General features: G+C 39.4%; 20 protein-coding genes. 9 read left to right on the forward strand and 11 right to left on the reverse strand.

Annotation, left to right across the window (positions count from 1 at the left end):
* Position 1: 1 nt before the first annotated feature.
* From ACEXOE_RS19850 to ACEXOE_RS19860, 3 genes are read right to left on the reverse strand one after another with little or no spacing between them, the layout of a single operon-like run.
* A complete protein-coding gene (locus ACEXOE_RS19850; protein WP_394750603.1) occupies positions 2-1708 on the reverse strand; it encodes a phospho-sugar mutase in 1707 nt (568 codons plus the stop codon).
* Between the two features lie 52 nt (positions 1709-1760).
* Entirely contained in the window at positions 1761-2717 is a 957-nt protein-coding gene (locus tag ACEXOE_RS19855) for a glycosyltransferase family 2 protein (RefSeq protein ID WP_394750604.1), read from the reverse strand.
* Positions 2718-2754: 37 nt separating this feature from the next.
* Positions 2755-3273 carry a DUF4199 domain-containing protein gene (locus ACEXOE_RS19860; RefSeq protein ID WP_394750605.1) on the reverse strand — a complete coding sequence of 173 codons (519 nt, stop codon included), beginning with the start codon at positions 3271-3273 and terminating at the stop codon, positions 2755-2757.
* A 168-nt stretch (positions 3274-3441) separates the two neighbouring features.
* On the opposite strand from ACEXOE_RS19860, the gene ACEXOE_RS19865 reads away from it, so the two are divergent.
* From ACEXOE_RS19865 to mtaB, 3 genes are all read left to right on the forward strand, one after another.
* A complete protein-coding gene (locus ACEXOE_RS19865; RefSeq protein WP_394750606.1) occupies positions 3442-3711 on the forward strand; it encodes a type B 50S ribosomal protein L31 in 270 nt (89 codons plus the stop codon).
* Positions 3712-3877: 166 nt separating this feature from the next.
* Positions 3878-5053 (forward strand): GlmU family protein, encoded by a 1176-nt coding sequence (locus ACEXOE_RS19870; protein ID WP_394750607.1) that lies wholly within the window; start codon positions 3878-3880, stop codon positions 5051-5053.
* A 68-nt stretch (positions 5054-5121) separates the two neighbouring features.
* The gene (mtaB, locus tag ACEXOE_RS19875) at positions 5122-6441 is read left to right on the forward strand and encodes a tRNA (N(6)-L-threonylcarbamoyladenosine(37)-C(2))-methylthiotransferase MtaB (RefSeq protein WP_394750608.1); all 1320 of its coding nucleotides are present in this window, start codon (positions 5122-5124) and stop codon (positions 6439-6441) included.
* Between the two features lie 69 nt (positions 6442-6510).
* Here mtaB and ACEXOE_RS19880 read toward each other — a convergent pair whose 3' ends face one another.
* The gene (locus ACEXOE_RS19880; RefSeq protein ID WP_394750609.1) at positions 6511-6804 is read right to left on the reverse strand and encodes a GNAT family N-acetyltransferase; all 294 of its coding nucleotides are present in this window, start codon (positions 6802-6804) and stop codon (positions 6511-6513) included.
* Positions 6805-6985: 181 nt separating this feature from the next.
* Here ACEXOE_RS19880 and ACEXOE_RS19885 point away from each other — a divergent pair, with 181 nt between their 5' ends.
* Together ACEXOE_RS19885 and ACEXOE_RS19890 are read left to right on the forward strand one after the other, a co-directional pair.
* Positions 6986-7648 (forward strand): alpha/beta fold hydrolase, encoded by a 663-nt coding sequence (locus ACEXOE_RS19885; RefSeq protein WP_394750610.1) that lies wholly within the window; start codon positions 6986-6988, stop codon positions 7646-7648.
* A gap of 45 nt (positions 7649-7693) precedes the next feature.
* Positions 7694-8641, forward strand: coding sequence for a lytic transglycosylase domain-containing protein (locus tag ACEXOE_RS19890; protein WP_394750611.1), 948 nt, complete (start codon positions 7694-7696; stop codon positions 8639-8641).
* 84 nt (positions 8642-8725) lie between these two features.
* On the opposite strand, the gene ACEXOE_RS19895 is transcribed toward ACEXOE_RS19890, so the two are convergent.
* Positions 8726-9241, reverse strand: coding sequence for a DUF2892 domain-containing protein (locus ACEXOE_RS19895; protein WP_394750612.1), 516 nt, complete (start codon positions 9239-9241; stop codon positions 8726-8728).
* A 9-nt stretch (positions 9242-9250) separates the two neighbouring features.
* Complete coding sequence (locus ACEXOE_RS19900) at positions 9251-10135, reverse strand: DUF6263 family protein (RefSeq protein ID WP_394750613.1); 885 nt, start codon at positions 10133-10135, stop codon at positions 9251-9253.
* Positions 10136-10302: 167 nt separating this feature from the next.
* On the opposite strand from ACEXOE_RS19900, the gene rpmH reads away from it, so the two are divergent.
* The gene (rpmH, locus tag ACEXOE_RS19905; protein WP_394750614.1) at positions 10303-10461 is read left to right on the forward strand and encodes a 50S ribosomal protein L34; all 159 of its coding nucleotides are present in this window, start codon (positions 10303-10305) and stop codon (positions 10459-10461) included.
* Between the two features lie 104 nt (positions 10462-10565).
* Positions 10566-13418: a carbamoyl-phosphate synthase large subunit gene (carB, locus tag ACEXOE_RS19910; protein WP_394750615.1), complete on the forward strand. Its 2853-nt coding sequence runs from the start codon at positions 10566-10568 to the stop codon at positions 13416-13418.
* A gap of 129 nt (positions 13419-13547) precedes the next feature.
* Here the strand turns inward: carB and ACEXOE_RS19915 are convergent, their stop codons facing one another.
* The 4 genes from ACEXOE_RS19915 to gndA all read right to left on the reverse strand — a co-directional run bounded on the left by ACEXOE_RS19915 (position 13548) and on the right by gndA (position 16980).
* Positions 13548-14312 (reverse strand): dienelactone hydrolase family protein, encoded by a 765-nt coding sequence (locus ACEXOE_RS19915; protein WP_394750616.1) that lies wholly within the window; start codon positions 14310-14312, stop codon positions 13548-13550.
* Between the two features lie 109 nt (positions 14313-14421).
* Positions 14422-15063, reverse strand: a complete 642-nt coding sequence (locus ACEXOE_RS19920; RefSeq protein WP_394750617.1) for an SGNH/GDSL hydrolase family protein — start codon at positions 15061-15063, stop codon at positions 14422-14424.
* Positions 15064-15141: 78 nt separating this feature from the next.
* A complete protein-coding gene (locus ACEXOE_RS19925) occupies positions 15142-15531 on the reverse strand; it encodes a DUF2721 domain-containing protein (RefSeq protein WP_394750618.1) in 390 nt (129 codons plus the stop codon).
* Positions 15532-15570: 39 nt separating this feature from the next.
* Complete coding sequence (gene gndA / locus ACEXOE_RS19930; protein ID WP_394750619.1) at positions 15571-16980, reverse strand: NADP-dependent phosphogluconate dehydrogenase; 1410 nt, start codon at positions 16978-16980, stop codon at positions 15571-15573.
* A gap of 159 nt (positions 16981-17139) precedes the next feature.
* Between gndA and zwf the strand changes: the two genes are divergently transcribed.
* Positions 17140-18675 (forward strand): glucose-6-phosphate dehydrogenase, encoded by a 1536-nt coding sequence (gene zwf / locus ACEXOE_RS19935; protein ID WP_394750620.1) that lies wholly within the window; start codon positions 17140-17142, stop codon positions 18673-18675.
* Positions 18676-18719: 44 nt separating this feature from the next.
* Entirely contained in the window at positions 18720-19436 is a 717-nt protein-coding gene (gene pgl / locus ACEXOE_RS19940) for a 6-phosphogluconolactonase (protein ID WP_394750621.1), read from the forward strand.
* A gap of 25 nt (positions 19437-19461) precedes the next feature.
* Here the strand turns inward: pgl and ACEXOE_RS19945 are convergent, their stop codons facing one another.
* Entirely contained in the window at positions 19462-20010 is a 549-nt protein-coding gene (locus ACEXOE_RS19945) for an acyl-CoA thioesterase (RefSeq protein WP_394750622.1), read from the reverse strand.
* Between the last annotated feature and the right edge of the window lie 28 nt (positions 20011-20038).

A 20038-nucleotide genomic window follows, 5' to 3' on the forward strand; every position in this document is an offset into this window, starting at 1 on the left:
ACTATAGATTCAATTCGTCCAAAATACGTTGTATTTTGTTTTCCAACTGCGAATTTACGGATTTAAAATCGGCAGCATTGTACATGGGCATATTGATGCTCATATAAAATTTTATTTTGGGTTCTGTACCACTAGGTCGGGCTGCTATACGTGTTCCATCGGCCGTAGTATATATGATAACATTGGATTTGGGGATATCGATAGGAGTTTCTACCCCAGTTAGCACGTTTTTTTCAACAGACGTATTGTAATTGGCTATAGTAGCTACCTTGGAACCATCAATAGTACTTACTGGGTTTTCGGTGAAATCACGCATCATTTTCTTGATTTCTTCGGCTCCACTCATTCCTTTTTTAGTAATAGAGACCAATTTTTCTTTGTAGAAACCATAGGTGACATACGCATCGATTAGGTCTTTATAGAAGGAACTGCCATTGGCCTTGGCACTGGCACCAATTTCACAAGCCAATAGGGTAGAGGTTACCGCATCTTTGTCGCGCACAAAATCCCCAACCATAAAACCAAAACTTTCTTCTCCACCTCCCACAAAATCTTGCTGCGGAAAATCCTTGATCATTTTGGCGATCCATTTAAAACCGGTCAAGGCTGTTTTACATTCCACGCCATAGCCTTTGGCCAAGGCATCCATCATAGGTGTGGAAACAATTGTGGAAGCAATAAATTCATTGCCTTTAAACCCTTTGGCTTTTCGTTGGTCCAATAAGAATTTGGTCATTAAGACCATGGTTTGATTTCCATTCAACAATTCAATTTCTCCTTCGGAATTTCGAACGGCAATGCCCAATCTATCACTATCGGGATCTGTTCCGATTACCATATCGGCACCAATCTCTTCGGCTTTTTTAATGGCAAGGGTAAGTGCCTCGGGTTCTTCAGGGTTTGGAGATTTTACAGTGGGGAAGTTCCCATCGGGTATGGCCTGCTCATCAATAACCGTTACCTGAGTATATCCTGCTCGCTTTAGTACCTCAGGAATGGCAGTAATCGAAGTACCATGCAAGGAAGTGAAGACGATTTTAAAATCGTCTTTTCCTTTGGCATTGAAGCTTCCATTTTTTACAGAGGCCTCAATAAAAGCCTCATCAACTTCATGTCCTATGAGTTCAATGTGTTCTTCTTCTGCATCAAAATTGATATCCTCAAATCCAAGACGGTCAATCTCAGCGATGATTTCCTTATCCTCTGGAGGAACAATTTGTCCGCCATCCGTCCAATATACTTTGTAACCATTATACTCGGGAGGATTGTGGGAAGCCGTTAATACAATACCAACATGACAATTTAGGTGTTTTACCGCAAAGGATAATTCCGGTGTTGTTCTCAACTCCGAAAATAAATACACTTTAATACCATTGGCCGCAAATACATTGGCAACGGTCTTGGAAAGTGTATCGCTATTATGACGACAATCATAGGCGATAACTACTTTTAACGCCTCCCCAGGATATACTTTTTTTAAATAATTGCTTAATCCCTGGGTATTTTTCCCCAGGGTGTATTTATTGATCCTATTGGTGCCTACTCCCATAACACCCCGCATACCACCAGTACCAAATTCCAAATCTTTGTAGAAACGTTCCTTGAGTTCTTCGGTATCGTTCGCTATCAAATGTTCGATTTCTTTTTTGGTTTCAGCATCAAAAAAATCGGTAAGCCAACTTTTGGCGTTCTGCAGTATACTATCCATGATTTGAAGGGTGTTTTAGATTGATATGGTTAAAAATACAAAGATTATAGTTTTATTTTAGAGGGAGCCCGATTTGCGCGGAAATTTTATATCGTGTTTCGTTCTTTCTGGAACGCACCATGATTTCTCCCAAAAAACCGGCCAGGAAAAACTGTGTACCTATAAGCATGGCTGTTAAGGCAATAAAGAATTGTGGCCGATCAGTAATTAAACGTCCTTGTTTATGGATAAATAACTTATCTATTCCGAGATACATTGAAAAACCAAAGCCGATTATAAACATAAGGACACCAAGGGCACCGAAAAGATGCATGGGACGCTTTCCAAATTTAGACACAAACCAAATGGTGATCAGGTCTAGAAAACCATTGATAAAACGCTCCATGCCAAATTTGGTTTTCCCATATTTTCGAGCTTGATGTTGCACCACTTTTTCCGAAATTTTAGAAAAACCGGCACTTTTTGCCAATACGGGAATATAGCGGTGCATTTCTCCATGTACCTCAATAGTCTTGATGACTTCCTTTCGGTAGGCCTTTAAGCCACAATTAAAATCGTGTAAACGTACTCCAGAGGTTTTTCTGGCCGCCCAATTAAAAAGTTTGGAAGGAAGGTTTTTGCTGATAAGGGCATCATAACGTTTCTTTTTCCAGCCAGAAATAAGGTCGTAGCCCTCAGCGGTGATTAATCGATATAAATCTGGAATTTCTTCGGGATTGTCTTGTAAGTCGGCATCCATGGTAATAACAACAGCACCTTGAGCAGCTTTGAAACCTGCATGCAATGCTTGTGATTTTCCGAAATTTTTTAGAAAACGAATGCCCTTTACGCAAGGGTTGGACGCAGCCAGTTCGGTGATGATGTTCCAGGAATTGTCCGTGCTGCCATCATCTATAAAAAGAATCTCATATAAAAAATGATTGGATTGCATTACGGATACAATCCAATCATGTAGTTCTTTAAGGGATTCTTCCTCATTTAAGAGGGGAATGACTATGGATAAATTCATAGGGTACTTCAGGATTTACTATCCAAAAGTACAAATATTAATATTCTGGTTTCTGTTTTTTTACAACTAAGCCCACAATTAATGAAATAATGAATCCTAAGAATACGGCTACGATCAATTGAATTGGGTATCCAATCCAAAAGAAACTTTTTCCGGCCTCCATGGCCTGCTGTGCTTCCTCTGAGGTCATTGTTCCATTGGCTACAGGTTCACTAAATCGGGCTTCCATGGCCTTATCCACAAAATCCGGATCAATAACATTGGCCAAGATAGCTCCATAAATCAAGGCAATCACTGCGGCTATCGCTGCGGCCCCAACACCTACTTTTAGGGCTTCAGGCAAGGTAATAAAACCATTATTGGCTTTTTTGAATTGAACAATGCCAACGGCAAGTACGGCAATGGTAATTGCCAAATTAATGATGCCTATAGTCCAGTCTTGGGAGTAGTGCATGTCCAAACTAAATAGCATTACGCCAAAAACAACGCTTATAGCGCCTAGAATAAGACCAAAATTTAAAGCAAACTTTCCCGTTTTTGGTTGATTTTCTTCCATAATTTTTAGATTTTTCAGTTGATTATCCTATTAGTGACAAAAGGTATACATTTGTTACACCCTAATCTCAAGAATTTTATTTTTCTTTTTTTTGAAAAGTTATTGTGGTTTTAATAAAAAACGCTAAATTTGCAGCCTGAAATTTACCAGTATTAACGTTTATTGATCATGAGAAAAGATATACATCCAGAGAATTATAGAATAGTGGCCTTTAAAGATATGTCCAATGAGGATGTGTTTTTAACAAAGTCTACTGCGGTTACTAAAGAAACCATTGAAGTTGATGGTGTTGAATATCCTTTGGTGAAATTGGAAATTTCAAGAACATCGCACCCATTTTATACAGGTAAATCTAAATTGATCGATACTGCAGGACGTATTGACAAATTCAAGAATAAGTATAAGAAATTTCAGAAAGTAGAAAAGAAAGAGGAATAGTAATATTTCTTTGCATCCTATATAAAATCACGTTTCCATTATGGGAACGTGATTTTTTTTGTAAAGCATTTTCGTTTTTGATTAAAGAATATCTTTGCAACACAATTAAACAATAGCCAGTTCAGATTCGCGTTAGTATGACGGAATCAGTATAAATTACAAATCAATGAATTACATTCTATTTGATGGTACGGTACGCAATGCATTATTACCCTTCACCTATACAAGACCCGTCGCGGAAATCCGTATAGGAATACTTACCATTCGTGAAAAATGGGAGCGTTATTTGGGGAGTACTACGACTACCATTACGGAAGACTATCTCACCGACAAATTCCCTATGGTGGAATTGGAGAAAAATGTAATGATCAACGCTTCGTATCTACCTGATCAAACACTTGTGGACCAGATTAAAAACCTCAAGGAATATGAAGCCATTTGTATAGCGGATGAAATTGTTGCATTTTACAGTTTGGACAGTCAGGAAGAAGTTGATTTTTCTATTTATACCATGATTCCTTATGAAGGTGAAATACTTCAAATACGGAATACTTGGGACATTTTTTCAAAAAATAAGGAAGCTATAATAGCCGATTTTACCCTCATCACAAAAGATAGAAAAAGTAGTCCGATTTCTGATACGAATACCGTGTTTTGCCCGGAAAATATTTTTATTGAGGAAGGAGCGGTAGTAGAATGTAGTATTCTGAATGCAAAAAATGGGCCTATCTATATTGGGAAAAATGCAGAGGTTATGGAAGGGAGTATCATTCGAGGAGGCTTTGCTTTAGGAGAACAGGCAATTGTGAAAATGGGAGCCAAAATATACGGAGCTACAACTGTGGGACCTCATTCTAAGGTTGGAGGAGAAGTCAACAATGCGGTTATATTTGGGTATTCCAATAAGGGACACGACGGGTTTTTAGGAAATTCAGTATTGGGAGAATGGTGCAATATTGGAGCCGATACCAATACTTCCAATTTAAAAAACAACTATGCTCCTGTACGCTTGTGGAATTATGAGACAGAAAACTTTGCAAAAACCGGACTGCAATTTTGCGGACTTATGATGGGAGATCACAGTAAGTGTGGCATCAATATGATGTTTAATACGGGAACAGTGGTGGGCGTGAGCGCCAATATCTTTGGATCTGGTTTTCCCAGGAATTTTATTCCAGCCTTTAGTTGGGGCGGGGCAGCTGGGTTTTCAACGTATTTACCCAAAAAAGCCTTTGAGACGGCGAATGCCATGATGGAACGTCGAGGAATGCTTTTTGATGAAAAAGAAGAGGCTATTTTGAACCATATTTTTGAGGAAACTAAAAAATGGCGTAAAGACTAAATGTAATTTGTTTGGTATCTTTGCCTACTTTTTGAAGACAATAATAAGATTGGCGCATAAGTAATGGTATGGAAAAGCAAAAAGTAGCCTTTTATACGTTGGGATGTAAATTGAACTTCTCTGAAACGTCGACCATCGCGCGAAGTTTCGAAGCAGAAGACTTTTTGCGTGTAGATTTCTCCGAACATGCCGATATGTATGTAATCAATACGTGTTCTGTAACCGAAAATGCAGATAAACGATTTAAGAGTATTGTAAAACAGGCGCAAAAAACAAATCCCAAAGCCTTTGTGGCAGCCGTAGGTTGTTATGCACAGCTAAAGCCAGAGGAATTGGCTGCGGTGGATGGTGTGGATTTGGTCTTGGGAGCTACCGAAAAATTCAAGATTACCGATTATATTAATGATCTCTCTAAAAATGATTTTGGGGAGATTCACTCCTGCGAGATCGCTGAAGCTGATTTTTATGTAGGCAGTTATGCTATTGGAGATAGGACCCGGGCATTCCTAAAAGTACAGGATGGCTGTGACTATAAGTGTACCTATTGCACCATTCCATTAGCTCGGGGTATATCAAGAAGCGATACTCTGGAGAATGTGCTTCGAAATGCTTCGGAAATAGCCGCTAAGAATATCAAGGAGATTGTATTGACCGGAGTGAATATTGGAGATTACGGCAAAGGGGAGTTTGGCAATAAAAAACATTTACATACCTTCTTGGATTTGGTCAAGGCATTGGATGCGGTAGAAGGGATACATCGGCTGCGGATTTCGTCTATAGAGCCCAATCTTCTAAAAAATGAAACGATTGATTTTGTGGCCGGGAGTAATGCTTTTGTACCGCATTTTCATATTCCGCTTCAAAGCGGGAGTGATGCCCTGTTAAAGTTAATGCGCAGAAGGTATCTTACCGATTTATATGTTGATAGGGTAGAACGCATCAAGGCAAGCATGCCACATGCCTGTATCGGTGTAGATGTTATTGTAGGTTTCCCAGGGGAAACAGAAGCACATTTTCTGGAAACATATCACTTTCTGAATACTCTGGATATTTCCTATTTGCATGTATTTACCTATTCGGAAAGAGATAATACCCCTGCGGCAACGATGGAAGGAGCGGTTCCTAAAAACGTAAGAAGTAAACGAAGTAAGATGCTACGTGGTTTATCGGTAAAAAAACGGAGAGCTTTTTATGAAAGTCAATTGGGAACGGAAAGAACTGTTTTGTTTGAAGGCGAGAACAAACAAGGCTATATTCATGGATTTACAGAGAACTACGTGAAGGTGAAATCGCCTTGGAACCCGGCTCTGGTAAATACCTTGCAAAAAGTAACTTTAAGGACAATTGATGAAGATGGTTTGGTTCGCTTTGATTTTATAAGCTCCTAACGAAATAAAGACCAATAAAAAACCGCTCATTGAGCGGTTTTTTATTGGTCTTTACAAAAGTCCTGTTTCTTAAATGCGTATCCCTACAGGAAGCATTTCTTTGTATTGCCTGTTTTTTCTCAAAAAACCTGCAATTTGTGGACTTGTAGGCACAACTCTTAAATTTTGCCCTTGGATGTGATGTAGTACCTCTTTAATGAAGTCTTCTTTAAAGTCTTCTTTTTTAATTTCTTCTGGAATGACTAGTTTGGTTAAAAAAACTTTTCGTTCTTGTGAAGAGTACTCAATCTTCGCTAGATGCCCATCAATTCTAGTTTCAAATTGGCGCAAGAAACTGTTGTCATTAATTTCTACTTCATTCATATAGATTTGATTTAAAATATTGACATGATCAAAAGCTTACAATGTTCTCAAAATTGTAAAACTTTATCGTTAAATTAGAGGTTAAAATCACCTGAATTTCGAATAAGGTTTAATTTTAAAGCCAAGACTACAAAATTAGTAAAAAAAATGCTATTTTCCTAGCTTCTACGCAATACGATACATGAGTAATCCCAAAATACAGGTCTATTTCATGCCGGGAATGGCAGCCAATCCTTCCATATTTGATCATATTGTATTGGACGGGGAAAAATTTGAAAAACACCTTTTGGAATGGACCATACCGGAACGGGGAATGAGCCTAAAGGATTACGCTTTGATCATGTGCAACAAAATTGAGCATAAAAACCCTGTTTTGATCGGGGTGTCCTTTGGAGGAATGCTTGTACAGGAAATGGCAAAGCATATTCCTGTGAGGAAATTGATTATTGTGTCCAGTGTAAAGCAAAATAAGGAATTGCCCAAGCGCATGAAATTTGCAAGGCGCACTAAAATATACAAATTACTGCCCACTAGTCTTGTTAGCAACATTCACTTTTTGAACAAATTTGCTTTTGGCGGAAAAGTCAATAAGCGATTGGAATTGTATGAACAATACCTTTCGGTAAAGGATAAGTATTATATTGACTGGTCCATTGACCAGATCGTAAATTGGGAGCAAAGCGAGTACGATGATTGCTTAATTCATATTCATGGAGAAAAAGACCCGGTATTTCCTATAAAGTATATTAAAAACTGCATTCCGGTTAAAAACGGCACGCATACCATGATTATTCATCGTTATAAATGGTTTAATGAGCACTTACCCACAATTATTTTAGAATAAAGGAGTTCTATTTTATATCTTTAATATCTATTTTAAGCATAGCCCATGAAGATTTTAAAAAACATATTGATGCTCCTAGGAGTCGTTTTAGTAGTTAGTACATTGATTTTTGCCGTTCAGGGAACGGCGGATGAGAATCAAAATAGTGTAAAAGAGGAAATTACGGAGACAACGGCCAATGGATATCAAATCACAGCAATTGATATTCCCGAAAATTTAAATTTTGCAGGAGAAAGTGTACCCGTCAATGACCCGGAAGTCATGGAGCGTGTAGATCGTGAATTTTTGGTGAACACCTATTGGCAATCCAATGCACTCTTATTGATGAAAAGAGCCAATAAGTATTTCCCTATAATTGAACCTATTTTGGCTAAAAATGGCATTCCGGACGATTTTAAATATTTGGCCGTAGCGGAGAGTGGTCTGCAGAATGTACGGTCCCCGGCCGGAGCATCTGGTTTTTGGCAAATTTTGAAAGGAACCGGAAGGGAATATGGCTTGGAGGTCAATGGCAATGTTGATGAACGCTATCACATTTCCAAGGCAACCGAAACAGCGTGTAAGTACTTAAAGCGTTCAAAGGATCGTTTTGGGAGTTGGACGCTGGCAGCGGCTTCTTACAATGCAGGTCCTGGTGCTATTAGAAAGTTCATGGGAGTTCAGAAAGTGGATAATTATTATGACCTGTTATTAGGTGAAGAAACGGGCCGTTATGTATTTCGTATCATGGCCATAAAAGAAATCCTTTCCAACCCAGATAAATACGGTTTTGATATTGGAAATGAAGATCTGTATAAGCCAATACCATCTTTTACTGTGGAAGTAGACGAACCTATTGCCAATTTTGCTGATTTTGCAGCGCAGTATGAAATCAATTATAAGATTTTAAAACGGCACAACCCCTGGTTAAGGGAACCCCATTTGAATAACAGTTCTAGAAAAAAATACGTTATAGAAATCCCCAATAAAGGATATTACAATACAGGAAAGTAATATCTAGTAGGATAACTGCATAAAAAAGGCCGGATTTTAGATATTCCGGCCTTTTTTATACCATAAGATTTGAAATCAAATTGACTAGATTTTTTTCATCTGCTGCTGCATCATTTTAATCTGTTCGGCCAGCATATTTTGTTTATCCAATTTTTTTGCTTCTTTAAGGAGTGCAGTGGCTTCTCTCTTTCGACGCTTTTGCATGGCAATACCGGCAAGACTTAGTTTAGCCATGGCGATATCATAATCCATGGTCAAACCTAATTTCAAGGCTTTCTTAAAATACTTTTCCGCTTGGGTAAGGTTCTTTTGGGAAAAGATGATTCCATGAAGGTAATTGTAATATCCTTGTTGCTTAACGGTAAGTGCCGCTTCCGGGTTTTTAATCTTATCGAGCCATTTTTTGGTCCCCTCCATATCTTGCTTTCGCATTCGGAGAAAAGCCAAGAGAATGATTTCATTTCTGAAATAGAGGAATATAAAAATCAGGGATAATAAAATGAGAAAAATACCATTACCAATATTTTCTTCTACAAATTGGTATCCGGCATAGGCTAGGATTAACCCAGCAATAATGAGTTTAAAAATTTTATTGAACATATTCTTGTGTTATTCTTTGATTAATTCGTAGGTCGTAGTCGATTTTATGGTAGTGGGTATTTGTTGGTCCCCCAATTGTGCAATGGTGGAAAAACCTTCGGAAGTACTTGTTACTTTCATGGTCCTAATAAAACCTGTTGTAATATCTGTGGTTATTTGTGTCTCCTGAGTGCCATTTAATGCCATGCTAGTGGCAGCTTCCTTAACATCCATGATGATGTTTGCTTTGCCGGAGATTATGGCATTTGTTGTGTTCAGGCTATCCAAAGTCCAGCGATTTTTAGCCATCAGTTTTCCCTGGTACTCGTTTTCCCAAGTACCTCCAATACTAATGGGAGCGCTAGGGTAAATAAATGTCATTTGCTTATAACTATTGGAAAGGGCTTTGGAGCCAAACTCTTTTTCCAACGACTTCTTCATAAGGTTAAGGGAGAAGTCATCCTTTAGACCAGAAGCTTTGGCCATTTTGGCAACAAGACTATCTCCTCCTTCTACCGCTAAAATATCCCCAGTCTTTGCCAAAGTAATTTTTACGGGATAATTCAAAATAGCATTAAACACTTTAGACTGCGGATCTTCTTCCTTAACTTCTTTGGCTTTGATATTCATCAAAGGCCCTTGAATATTGGACATCATCATAAGATTCAAATCTTCGAACGATAAATCAATTTCGTAGGTATCTTCTTTTTCACCAACCACTTTAAAGGTCAAAATCCCACTGATGATATTCGTAATTTCTTGTACGGCTCCATCCAATTCTTGACTGATTACCTGCTCCGCATGTTGTCTGACCATAAAAGTGTCTCCTTCCTTGAGATGATATTCCAAAGCAGTTTGTCCAGAGACCGTATATCCTATAAAAAAGGACAGGAAAAAGAGCAAAAAAGATTTCATTTTCAGTAACTCATATTAGATACGGCAAAAGTAATAAAAACAATTCGAAACATTTTTTTAAATACATTTGCCAAAGCAAAAACTCTTTGTATATTTGCAGCCGGAATTTAGAAGGCAAATTTACAGTCTTCGGAAGTATTCACACAACTATTTAAAATTTTTCGGCAATGAAAAGAACATATCAGCCATCAAAGAGAAAGAGAAGAAATAAACATGGTTTTAGGGAGCGTATGGCTTCAGCCAATGGTAGAAAAGTTCTTGCCAGAAGAAGAGCTAAAGGAAGAAAAAAACTAACGGTATCCTCTGAGCTGAGACACAAGAAGTAATGATGCTATCGTTATCAATTAATATTAAGGTGTTACTTTTTTGAAGTAGCACCTTTTTTTTATCCAATACTTATTTATATTTGATTTTAAACACCCTATAGAAAATGCCTAAAAGAAAAGATCTAAAATCTATTTTAATCATTGGTTCCGGTCCTATTATCATTGGACAAGCATGTGAGTTCGACTATTCTGGTTCGCAATCTCTTCGTTCTCTTCGAGAAGATGGGATAGAAACCATCCTGATCAATAGCAACCCTGCTACTATTATGACGGATCCCTCTATGGCCGATCATATTTACTTGAAGCCTTTGACCACAAAATCAATTCTGGCCATTCTGGAGGCCCATCCCAATATTGATGCGGTATTACCTACTATGGGAGGCCAAACGGCATTGAATTTATGTATTGAAGCTGACGAGAAAGGCATTTGGGAAGATTACGATGTTGAAATTATCGGCGTGGATATCGATGCCATCAATATTACCGAAGATCGGGAAAAATTCCGTGAGTTGATGTTGAAGATTGGTATAGGAATGGCACCTCAAGCCACAGCCACTTCCTTTTTAAAAGGGAAGGAAATAGCACAGGAATTTGGTTTTCCATTGGTCATACGAGCATCCTATACGCTAGGAGGGGCGGGAGCCTCCATTGTATATAAGCCCGAAGATTTTGATGAATTACTGAGCAGAGGTTTGGAAGTGTCGCCCATTCATGAGGTGATGATCGATAAAGCCCTCATGGGGTGGAAAGAATACGAATTGGAATTGTTACGGGATAAAAATGACAATGTTGTCATTATCTGTGCCATAGAGAATATGGACCCAATGGGGATTCATACCGGAGATTCCATAACTGTGGCTCCAGCAATGACACTTTCTGATAAGACTTACCAGAGAATGCGGGATATGGCCATCCATATGATGCGCAGTATTGGGGATTTTGCCGGTGGGTGTAATGTGCAATTTGCAGTTAGTCCTGATGAAGCTGAAGATATTATTGCCATTGAAATCAACCCCAGAGTATCCAGATCGTCTGCCCTGGCTTCAAAGGCTACAGGGTATCCCATTGCTAAAGTGGCTACAAAATTAGCCATTGGATATCATTTGGACGAATTGGACAACCAGATTACCAAATCCACTTCTGCCTTGTTTGAACCAACCTTGGATTATGTCATTGTGAAGATTCCACGTTGGAACTTTGATAAGTTCGAGGGGTCTGACCGAACTTTAGGTTTACAAATGAAATCTGTTGGAGAGGTAATGGCCATTGGACGTTCGTTTCAAGAAGCATTGCACAAGGCAACGCAGTCCCTGGAAATTAAGCGAAATGGATTAGGTGCCGATGGAAAAGGATACAAAGATTATGATACGATTATTAGCAAGCTGACCATTCCAAGTTGGGATCGCGTCTTTGTGATTTATGATGCCATTCAATTGGGGATTCCTTTGAGCAGAATTCACGAAATCACCAAAATAGATATGTGGTTCTTAAAACAATATGAGGAACTTCACTTTTTGGAAAAAGAAATTTCAGAATATCAAATAGAGACCCTACCTAAAGATCTATTGTTGGAAGCCAAACAAAAAGGTTTTGCTGATCGGCAGATCGCCCATATGTTGGATTGTTACGAGAGCGAAGTGCATAAAAAACGTTCGACTTTGGGAATCAATAGGGTGTATAAATTGGTAGATACCTGTGCGGCCGAGTTCAAGGCCATGACCCCATATTACTATTCCACCTTTGAGGCGGAGATCGAAACACCTGATGGTGAGCGCTATGTTGCGAATGATAGTGAGGTCACTGATAGGAAAAAGATTGTCGTTCTCGGCTCAGGTCCAAATCGTATTGGGCAAGGGATAGAATTTGATTATTGCTGTGTACATGGGGTGCTTGCAGCAGCAGAGTGCGGATACGAGACGATTATGATCAATTGTAATCCGGAAACCGTATCTACAGATTTTGATACGGCGGACAAACTGTATTTTGAACCTGTATTCTGGGAGCATATCTATGACATTATCCGACATGAAAAACCAGAAGGCGTCATTGTGCAATTAGGAGGGCAAACCGCGCTAAAATTAGCCGAAAAATTATCTAAGCACGGTATTAAAATCATAGGAACTAGTTTTGAAGCTTTGGACTTGGCAGAAGATCGGGGTAGTTTCTCCACCTTGTTGGAAGCGAATAATATACCTTTCCCCAGATTTGGTGTTGCCGAAACAGCTGATGAGGCCTTAAATCTAGCCGATGAATTGGATTTTCCTCTTTTGGTGCGCCCATCCTATGTATTGGGAGGACAGGGAATGAAAATTGTAATCAACAAAGAAGAATTGGAAGCACACGTGGTAGATTTACTACACAAGATTCCTAATAATAAATTGTTGCTAGATCATTATTTGGATGGCGCCATAGAAGCTGAAGCGGATGCCATATGCGATGGGGAAAACATCTATATCATTGGAATTATGGAGCATATAGAACCTTGTGGTATTCACTCTGGGGATTCCAATGCTACATTACCGGCATTCAATCTGGGAGAATTTGTTTTACAACAGATTAAAGATCATACCAAAAAAATAGCTCTGGCACTTAATACCGTCGGATTGATCAATATACAGTTTGCGATCAAAGACGATAAGGTATATATCATTGAGGCGAACCCAAGGGCTTCTAGAACGGTGCCTTTTATCGCTAAAGCCTACAAGGAGCCTTATGTTAACTATGCGACCAAAGTGATGTTAGGGGAAAAGAAAGTAACCGATTTTAGTTTTAAACCCGAATTGGAAGGTTTTGCGATCAAACAACCGGTATTCTCTTTTAATAAATTTCCTAACGTAAATAAAAACTTGGGGCCAGAAATGAAGAGTACAGGGGAGAGCATCTTGTTTATTGATAACCTTAAGGACGACGATTTTTACAACCTATACGCTAGACGTAAAATGTACTTGTCAAAATAAGGCATATTATTAAAAACCTACTTAGGCCCCTTTCGTCATTGTATGGAAGGGGCTTTTGTATGGAGCATAAAGAAATTTATCCATAGCGGATAGCGCCGAGTTTCCTAATAGCATATTGTTTGACCCAAATTAGGATAGGGCCTCGTCAAAATATTGGAGTACTTCAGAAAATGCCTTTTTGGTGGGGTGTCCCTCTTCGTCCACAAAATGATGGGTTAAGATGGAATGCCCTTTTCCCGGCAGTTCATGAAAAATAATACGTTGTTTCCCGTCCGTATTAAAAGTGGTTTCTAAAGTATGGAATCGTTCTGCTTTGCAAAAAAAATCCTTTTCAAATCGCCCACAATGCATCGGGCCATCGGTATCTAACTTCTTTTTAATTGCGGAAATTTCATCTGGACTCATATGAATGGATGATTTTCCGAGGAGTGGCATGGAAGGTTGACTGGCAAAACCAGCCAAAACAGCATCATTGGCCATCAAAGAAATGGCAAAATTACCAGTGAGACACATTCCAATGACAGCCACACCTTTTACTTGATGTTTTTCCTTGATATGTGTACAAAGTGCGGCCAAATAGTCTACAATTGGGCTTGATTTCTGAGCAGCGAACATCCTGAATTCCTTTTGCATACATAGCACCTTAAAGAAATTACCAAGTACAGCAGTCTTTCCCAGAGGACCGAACAAATGCGGGAATACCACGGTATATTGTTCTGCACTAAAACGGTCGGCCAAAGCCAAGGCTTTTTGATCGATTCCCGGCATTTCCTGCATGATTACCACAATTTTTTTGAAATTCCCCCGTGTATAGATATCATGGGTCACTTTGGTTCCTTGGGCTATAGTGGCACTAAAACGCTCTTTTTGATAGGCAGTGATAGGAGTGGGCATGATCTATAACGTATTGTTTAGTGGTATAAAGATAAGGGGAATAGCAGTGAATTGGATAACCTATCCCGTCATTCATGGAAATTTCCCAAAAAGAACTCCAAAAGAAATACTAATTCGTTTTTGACTGCGGAAATAAATGGTCTACGATCACTTCAGCAGCAATCGTACTGCCCAATAGTGAAGGGTGAAATTGATCAAAACCATAATAATCATAAGTTTGATTTTTATCGAAATACTGCTTCCAAACCTTTCCCACGGGCAATAAGAGGGCCTTATTTATACGGGCAGCATCACTATAGTTTTGAATGACACCATCAAAAGTCCTGTAATAGTTTCGAGAAGGCCATACCATGAAATAGGCCAATTTGGTGTCATATCGTGCACATAGTGCACTGTACTTTTTTCCATATTCGATCAACATTTCCCTACCTTCTTTTTGAGAGGAGGGACCTTGTTGCAAGATGACGTAATCGTATTTCCCGGAAGCAATCAAATTTTGAACCTTGTTTTCGCTCCAATGATCAGCTATGGCATAATTGGGAAAAGCCACCATCTTAGTGGAGATACGGATTCCCCTTTCTTTCGCACTTTTTTGCACCAATACCGGTAAATCATTTGTATAGGTAAGGCTATTTCCTAGAAACAAAATGGAAATTTTGGTGTTTTCCTCTTTGTTTCCGATGGTTTTTTGTCCGCTGGAACAAGAAGATAAATAGAGGCAAATAAAAGCAAAGAACAGTCGCGTATACATGGCTAAAATTATTGAAAATTTTAAATGGTCGGCTCAATCCATTCTGTCATCAAATATAACGGATAAAAAGCAAATGGATTATTGTTCAAGATCTTCCAATTGAATGGACAGGGCCTTGGTGGACAGTTGCACCTCAATAAGACTTAAAATCAAGGAAGCCATTAGGGCAAATAGACTGATACCAAAAAAAAGGTTGGCCCAGAAATGGAATTCTACATAAATCAAAAACATGCTAATGACGGCAAGAAGAAAACTTATAATAGCAATAGCCTGCATATTTTTGATAATGGTCAAACGCCTGCGGAGTTGTTTTACTTGCAGGCCTACCGTTGTGGAAGCCGTTTCTTGATACTTTTGATGTAGTTGCCGAATCAAGGCAGCAATAGCCAGATATCGTGCGTTATAGGCTAACATCGTCAAAGAAATAGCCGGAAAAAGCAGTGCGGGAATGCTAAGGGTTAACTCCATAGGGTCACTGAATGGATTTATAAAAAAAATAGTGCTACATCAGGAGCCCCATTCTGTATGAAAAATACCTTCTTTATCTACACGTTCATAGGTATGCGAACCAAAATGATCACGTTGTGCCTGGATCAAATTTAAAGGCAATCTTTCTGAGGTATAGGCATCAAAATAGGTTAGCGAATTGGAGAGTCCTGGCATGGGAATGCCACTTGTTGCGGCATAAGCTACCAATGCACGCGCAGAAGCTACCGTAGCTTGTACTTTGGGTACAAAGGAAGGAGCCAAGAGTAAATTGGGCAATTGGGGATCCTTATTAAAAGCTTCTGTAATATCGGCCAACAAGCCTGCCCTAATAATACAGCCTGCGCGCCATATTTTAGCAATAACCGCCATATCCAATTCATAGCCGTACTCCTTGGAGGCATCGGCCAATTGGTGCAATCCTTGTGCATAACTTAGGATGAATGAAAAATAAAGTGCTTCCTCGGCCATTTTAACCAAATCCTCTTTTTCTATAGTAGCAGGTTCGGGACGTCCATAAAGGGCATCGGCCTTAATGCGTTCTCCTTTTAAAGCCGATATTTCCCGCATGCTAACGGCAATATCAATGGAGGGGACCGGGATACCTAAATCCATAGCGTTTTGTGAAGTCCATTTTCCAGTACCTTTTTGTTTGGCCTTATCCAAAATCTGATCGACCAAACGCCCATTGCCCAAGTCATCGTCCTGACGGAAAATCTCAGAGGTGATTTCCACTAAAAAAGATTGTAATCGGCCTTTGTTCCATTGTGCATAGGTGGCAGCAAGTTCATCATTGCTGAGGTTTCCCGCTTTTTTTAAGAGGTCGTAAATTTCAGAAGTCAATTGCATCAAGCCATATTCAATACCATTATGGACCATTTTTACATAATTTCCAGCAGATTTAGGCCCTAAGTAAGCCACACAGGGCTCTGATTGGAATTTAGCGGAAACCGCTTCAAAGATGGGTTGTACCTCTTTATAAGCTTCTTTATTGCCACCGGGCATAATGCTAGGTCCCCTGCGTGCTCCCTTTGCTCCTCCGGAAACCCCTGTTCCAAAAAAGTGAATCCCTTTTTCCTGTAAATAGGCTTCTCTGCGATCGGTATCTGTAAAAAAGGAATTGCCACCATCGATCAGGATATCGCCTTCATCTATATGTGCTAAAAGACTCTCAATAACAGCATCCACGATTTTTCCTGCAGGGACCAACATCATAATTTTACGCGGTGTGCTCAGGGAATCCACAAAGGCCTTAATATCTGTGGAAGCGTCAACTCTTGAGGTATCTCCTCCTTCTTCCTTAAGTGCATTCACTTTTTCCGCATCAAGATCGTACCCAAAGGCCTTAAAATCATTGTCTGCTACATTCAAAATAAAATTGCGTCCCATAACGCCTAAACCTACCAATCCAAAATCGTATTGCTGTCCCATAGTTGCTGTTTACAAGTCCTAAAAAGTAACTTTTTGTTGTAAATTAAGTGATCTAAATATGCCTTATCTTTGCTTTTGATTTAAATCAGATCCAAAAATAATTCAAAATATCGACTTTTAATCCGATATTCACATAACTAATACACTTCCTAATTTAAGATGAGCACAACGACCAATCAGATCCTAGTTATTTTTGGAGCTTCTGGGGATCTTACAGCAAGAAAGCTGATTCCTTCTCTTTTCAACTTGTATCGCGGAAAGCACTTATCCAAAAACTTTGTAGTCCTCGGGGTCAGTCGAAGTGATATGACCGACCTAGAATTTCGAAAAAGGGTGGTGCTGGAAAGTAAACATCTAAAGGAAAAGATTACGGTTGAAGACTATGGGCTTTTGGAAGGTTTTGCCGAAAACATCTTTTATCAGGACCTGGGAAATACCTACGATACGGACTACTCCAAGATAAGTGATCGTATTTCAGAGCTCAACCTTCAATACGACACGGATAACAATTGTATTTTCTATTTATCCACTCCACCAAGTCTTTATGAATCCATCGCCAAAAATTTGGCAGATCAAGGACTTAATGAAGAACATTTGGGCTGGAAGCGTATCATTGTGGAAAAACCTTTTGGATACAGTTTGGAAACGGCCAAGCAATTGAATATTGGTTTACAGCGTTATTTTAAGGAAACGCAGATTTATAGAATTGATCATTATTTGGGTAAGGAAACGGTTCAAAACCTGTTGGTTACGCGTTTTTCAAACAGTATTTTTGAACCGCTATGGAATAGAAATTATATTGACCGTATAGAAATTACCAATGCAGAGAGTGGAGGTGTGGAGAAACGCGGTGGATATTATGACAAATCTGGAGCATTACGCGACATGTTTCAGAACCACCTTTTACAGATTGTTTCCCTAGTAGTCATGGAACCTCCTATAGGTGCCAGTGCCGAAGAGATTCGTAATGAAAAGGTAAAGGCCTTAAAATCCTTACGTATTATGCGCGATCCGGAAACCTTGGCAGCGCATACCATTCGCGGACAATACGTTGCTGCCGAAATAGATGGTGTACCGGTGAAAGGATATCGGGAAGAAGAAGGGGTAGACCCCAATTCAACCACTGAAACGTATGCTGCGCTCAAATTTTATGTGGATAATTGGCGTTGGAAAGACACTCCTTTTTATGTGCGTACGGCGAAGCGTATGCCTACTAAGGTCACCGAAGTGGTCATTCATTTTAAACAGCCCCATCATCAAGTTTTTGCGGACTTGGATGCCTTTAATAAGAACAACAAACTCATTATTAGAATACAGCCCGACGAGGGTATCCTAATTAAATTTGGTGTAAAGGTTCCAGGGCAAGGTTTTAAAGTAGATCGGGCCAATTTGGATTTTTACTACTCCAGTCTGGAAGAAAACTACGTCATGGAGGCCTATGAAAGGCTGTTGTTAGATGCTATTCAGGGCGACGCTACCCTATATGCCAGAGCAGATGAAGTAGAGGCAGCATGGGAATTCGTAGATCCCATCCTAAATTATTGGGAAAAGGGGGAAGATGTGAAAACCTATGGGTATTCCGCAGGAGTCTGGGGACCTAAAAATGCAGATGACCTCATTGAGGGGATGTTCATGTGGCGAAATCCTACAAAACACTTGGCAGATGATGACCCCGGTTTCTGTGTCATTTGCTAAAAACAACTTACTTATTACTCTTTTGAAATAATACCTAACACTTCATGGAATTAAAGATTTACGATACAAAGGCAGATGTGGCCCAATATTTTTCCGCCTACCTTGCACAGTTGATAGCAACGGGAGAAACGGTACATATAGCACTTTCAGGCGGAAGTACTCCTAAGATTGTGTTTGACCGCTTGGCAGCCGATTATGGAGATAGCACGGACTGGTCTAAAGTTCATTTGTATTGGGGTGACGAACGTTGCGTATTGCCTACTGACGATGAGAGCAATTATAAAATGACCCTAACACATCTCTTATCTAAAATAAAAATACCAGAAGCCAATATTCACAGAGTGTTTGGAGAAAAAGACCCTAAAGAGGAAGCTGTTAGATACGGAAAACTATTGCAAGATTCTTTGCCTTCGGTCCATAGTATACCCCAATTTGATTTGGTGATTCTTGGTATGGGCGATGATGGCCATACCGCATCTATATTTCCACATGAAATTGAATTATGGCATTCAGAAGAATTTTGCGAGGTGGCTGTTCATCCAGACTCCGGACAAAAACGAATCAGCCTTACGGGAAAAATAATCAATAATGCCAAAAAAGTATCTTTTTTGGTAACCGGAGGGGGAAAAGCGGAAAAAGTACGTGAAATTTTGAATGCTCAGGGAGATTATACCCAGTATCCTGCCACTTTGGTCGCTCCTACTTCAGGAGATTTAGTGTGGTTTTTAGATGCAGATGCTGCTTGTGAACTTAAGGAATAGCCTAGTTGCTCCCGCTTTTCCCATATTATTTGGGCAATTTCAATTGTAGATTTTCCTTTGTTAACGAGGGAAGGTATTTTTCCATCTTAAAAGTGCAATCATCAAATTCGGTACTTCGTGACGAAGCTTGGGCTTTACGACTAATGCTCCTGGCAAAACGGCGTACCCCTTCCTCATCTTCCAAAATAAGTCCGGGAACAGCTACACTCTTGCCTTGAGCGTCTTTGGCAACCATGGTAAAATACGAAGAGTTACAATGTTTTTTCACTCCAGAAGTAATGTTTTCCGATTCTACCCGCAAACCAATGACCATAGAAGTTCTACCGGTATAATTCACAGAAGCTTTCAGTGTAACCAATTCTCCTACTTCTATAGGATTTAAGAAATCTACTTTATTGACCGAAGCCGTAACACAGTACTGCCGGGAATGCTTGGAAGCACAGGCAAAGGCAATTTGATCCATTAAATTTAAAATGTAACCTCCGTGGATTTTTCCACTAAAATTGGAATGGGAAGGAAGCATTAATTCGGTAATGGTTACCTGGGATTCTTTTGCGGTCTTGAATTGTTCCATGGACAATATACTTTTCTTGGATAATGTG

Origin of the sequence: Spongiimicrobium salis (assembly GCF_043678055.1) — a bacterium.
Classification (GTDB): Bacteria; Bacteroidota; Bacteroidia; order Flavobacteriales; family Flavobacteriaceae; genus Spongiimicrobium; species Spongiimicrobium salis.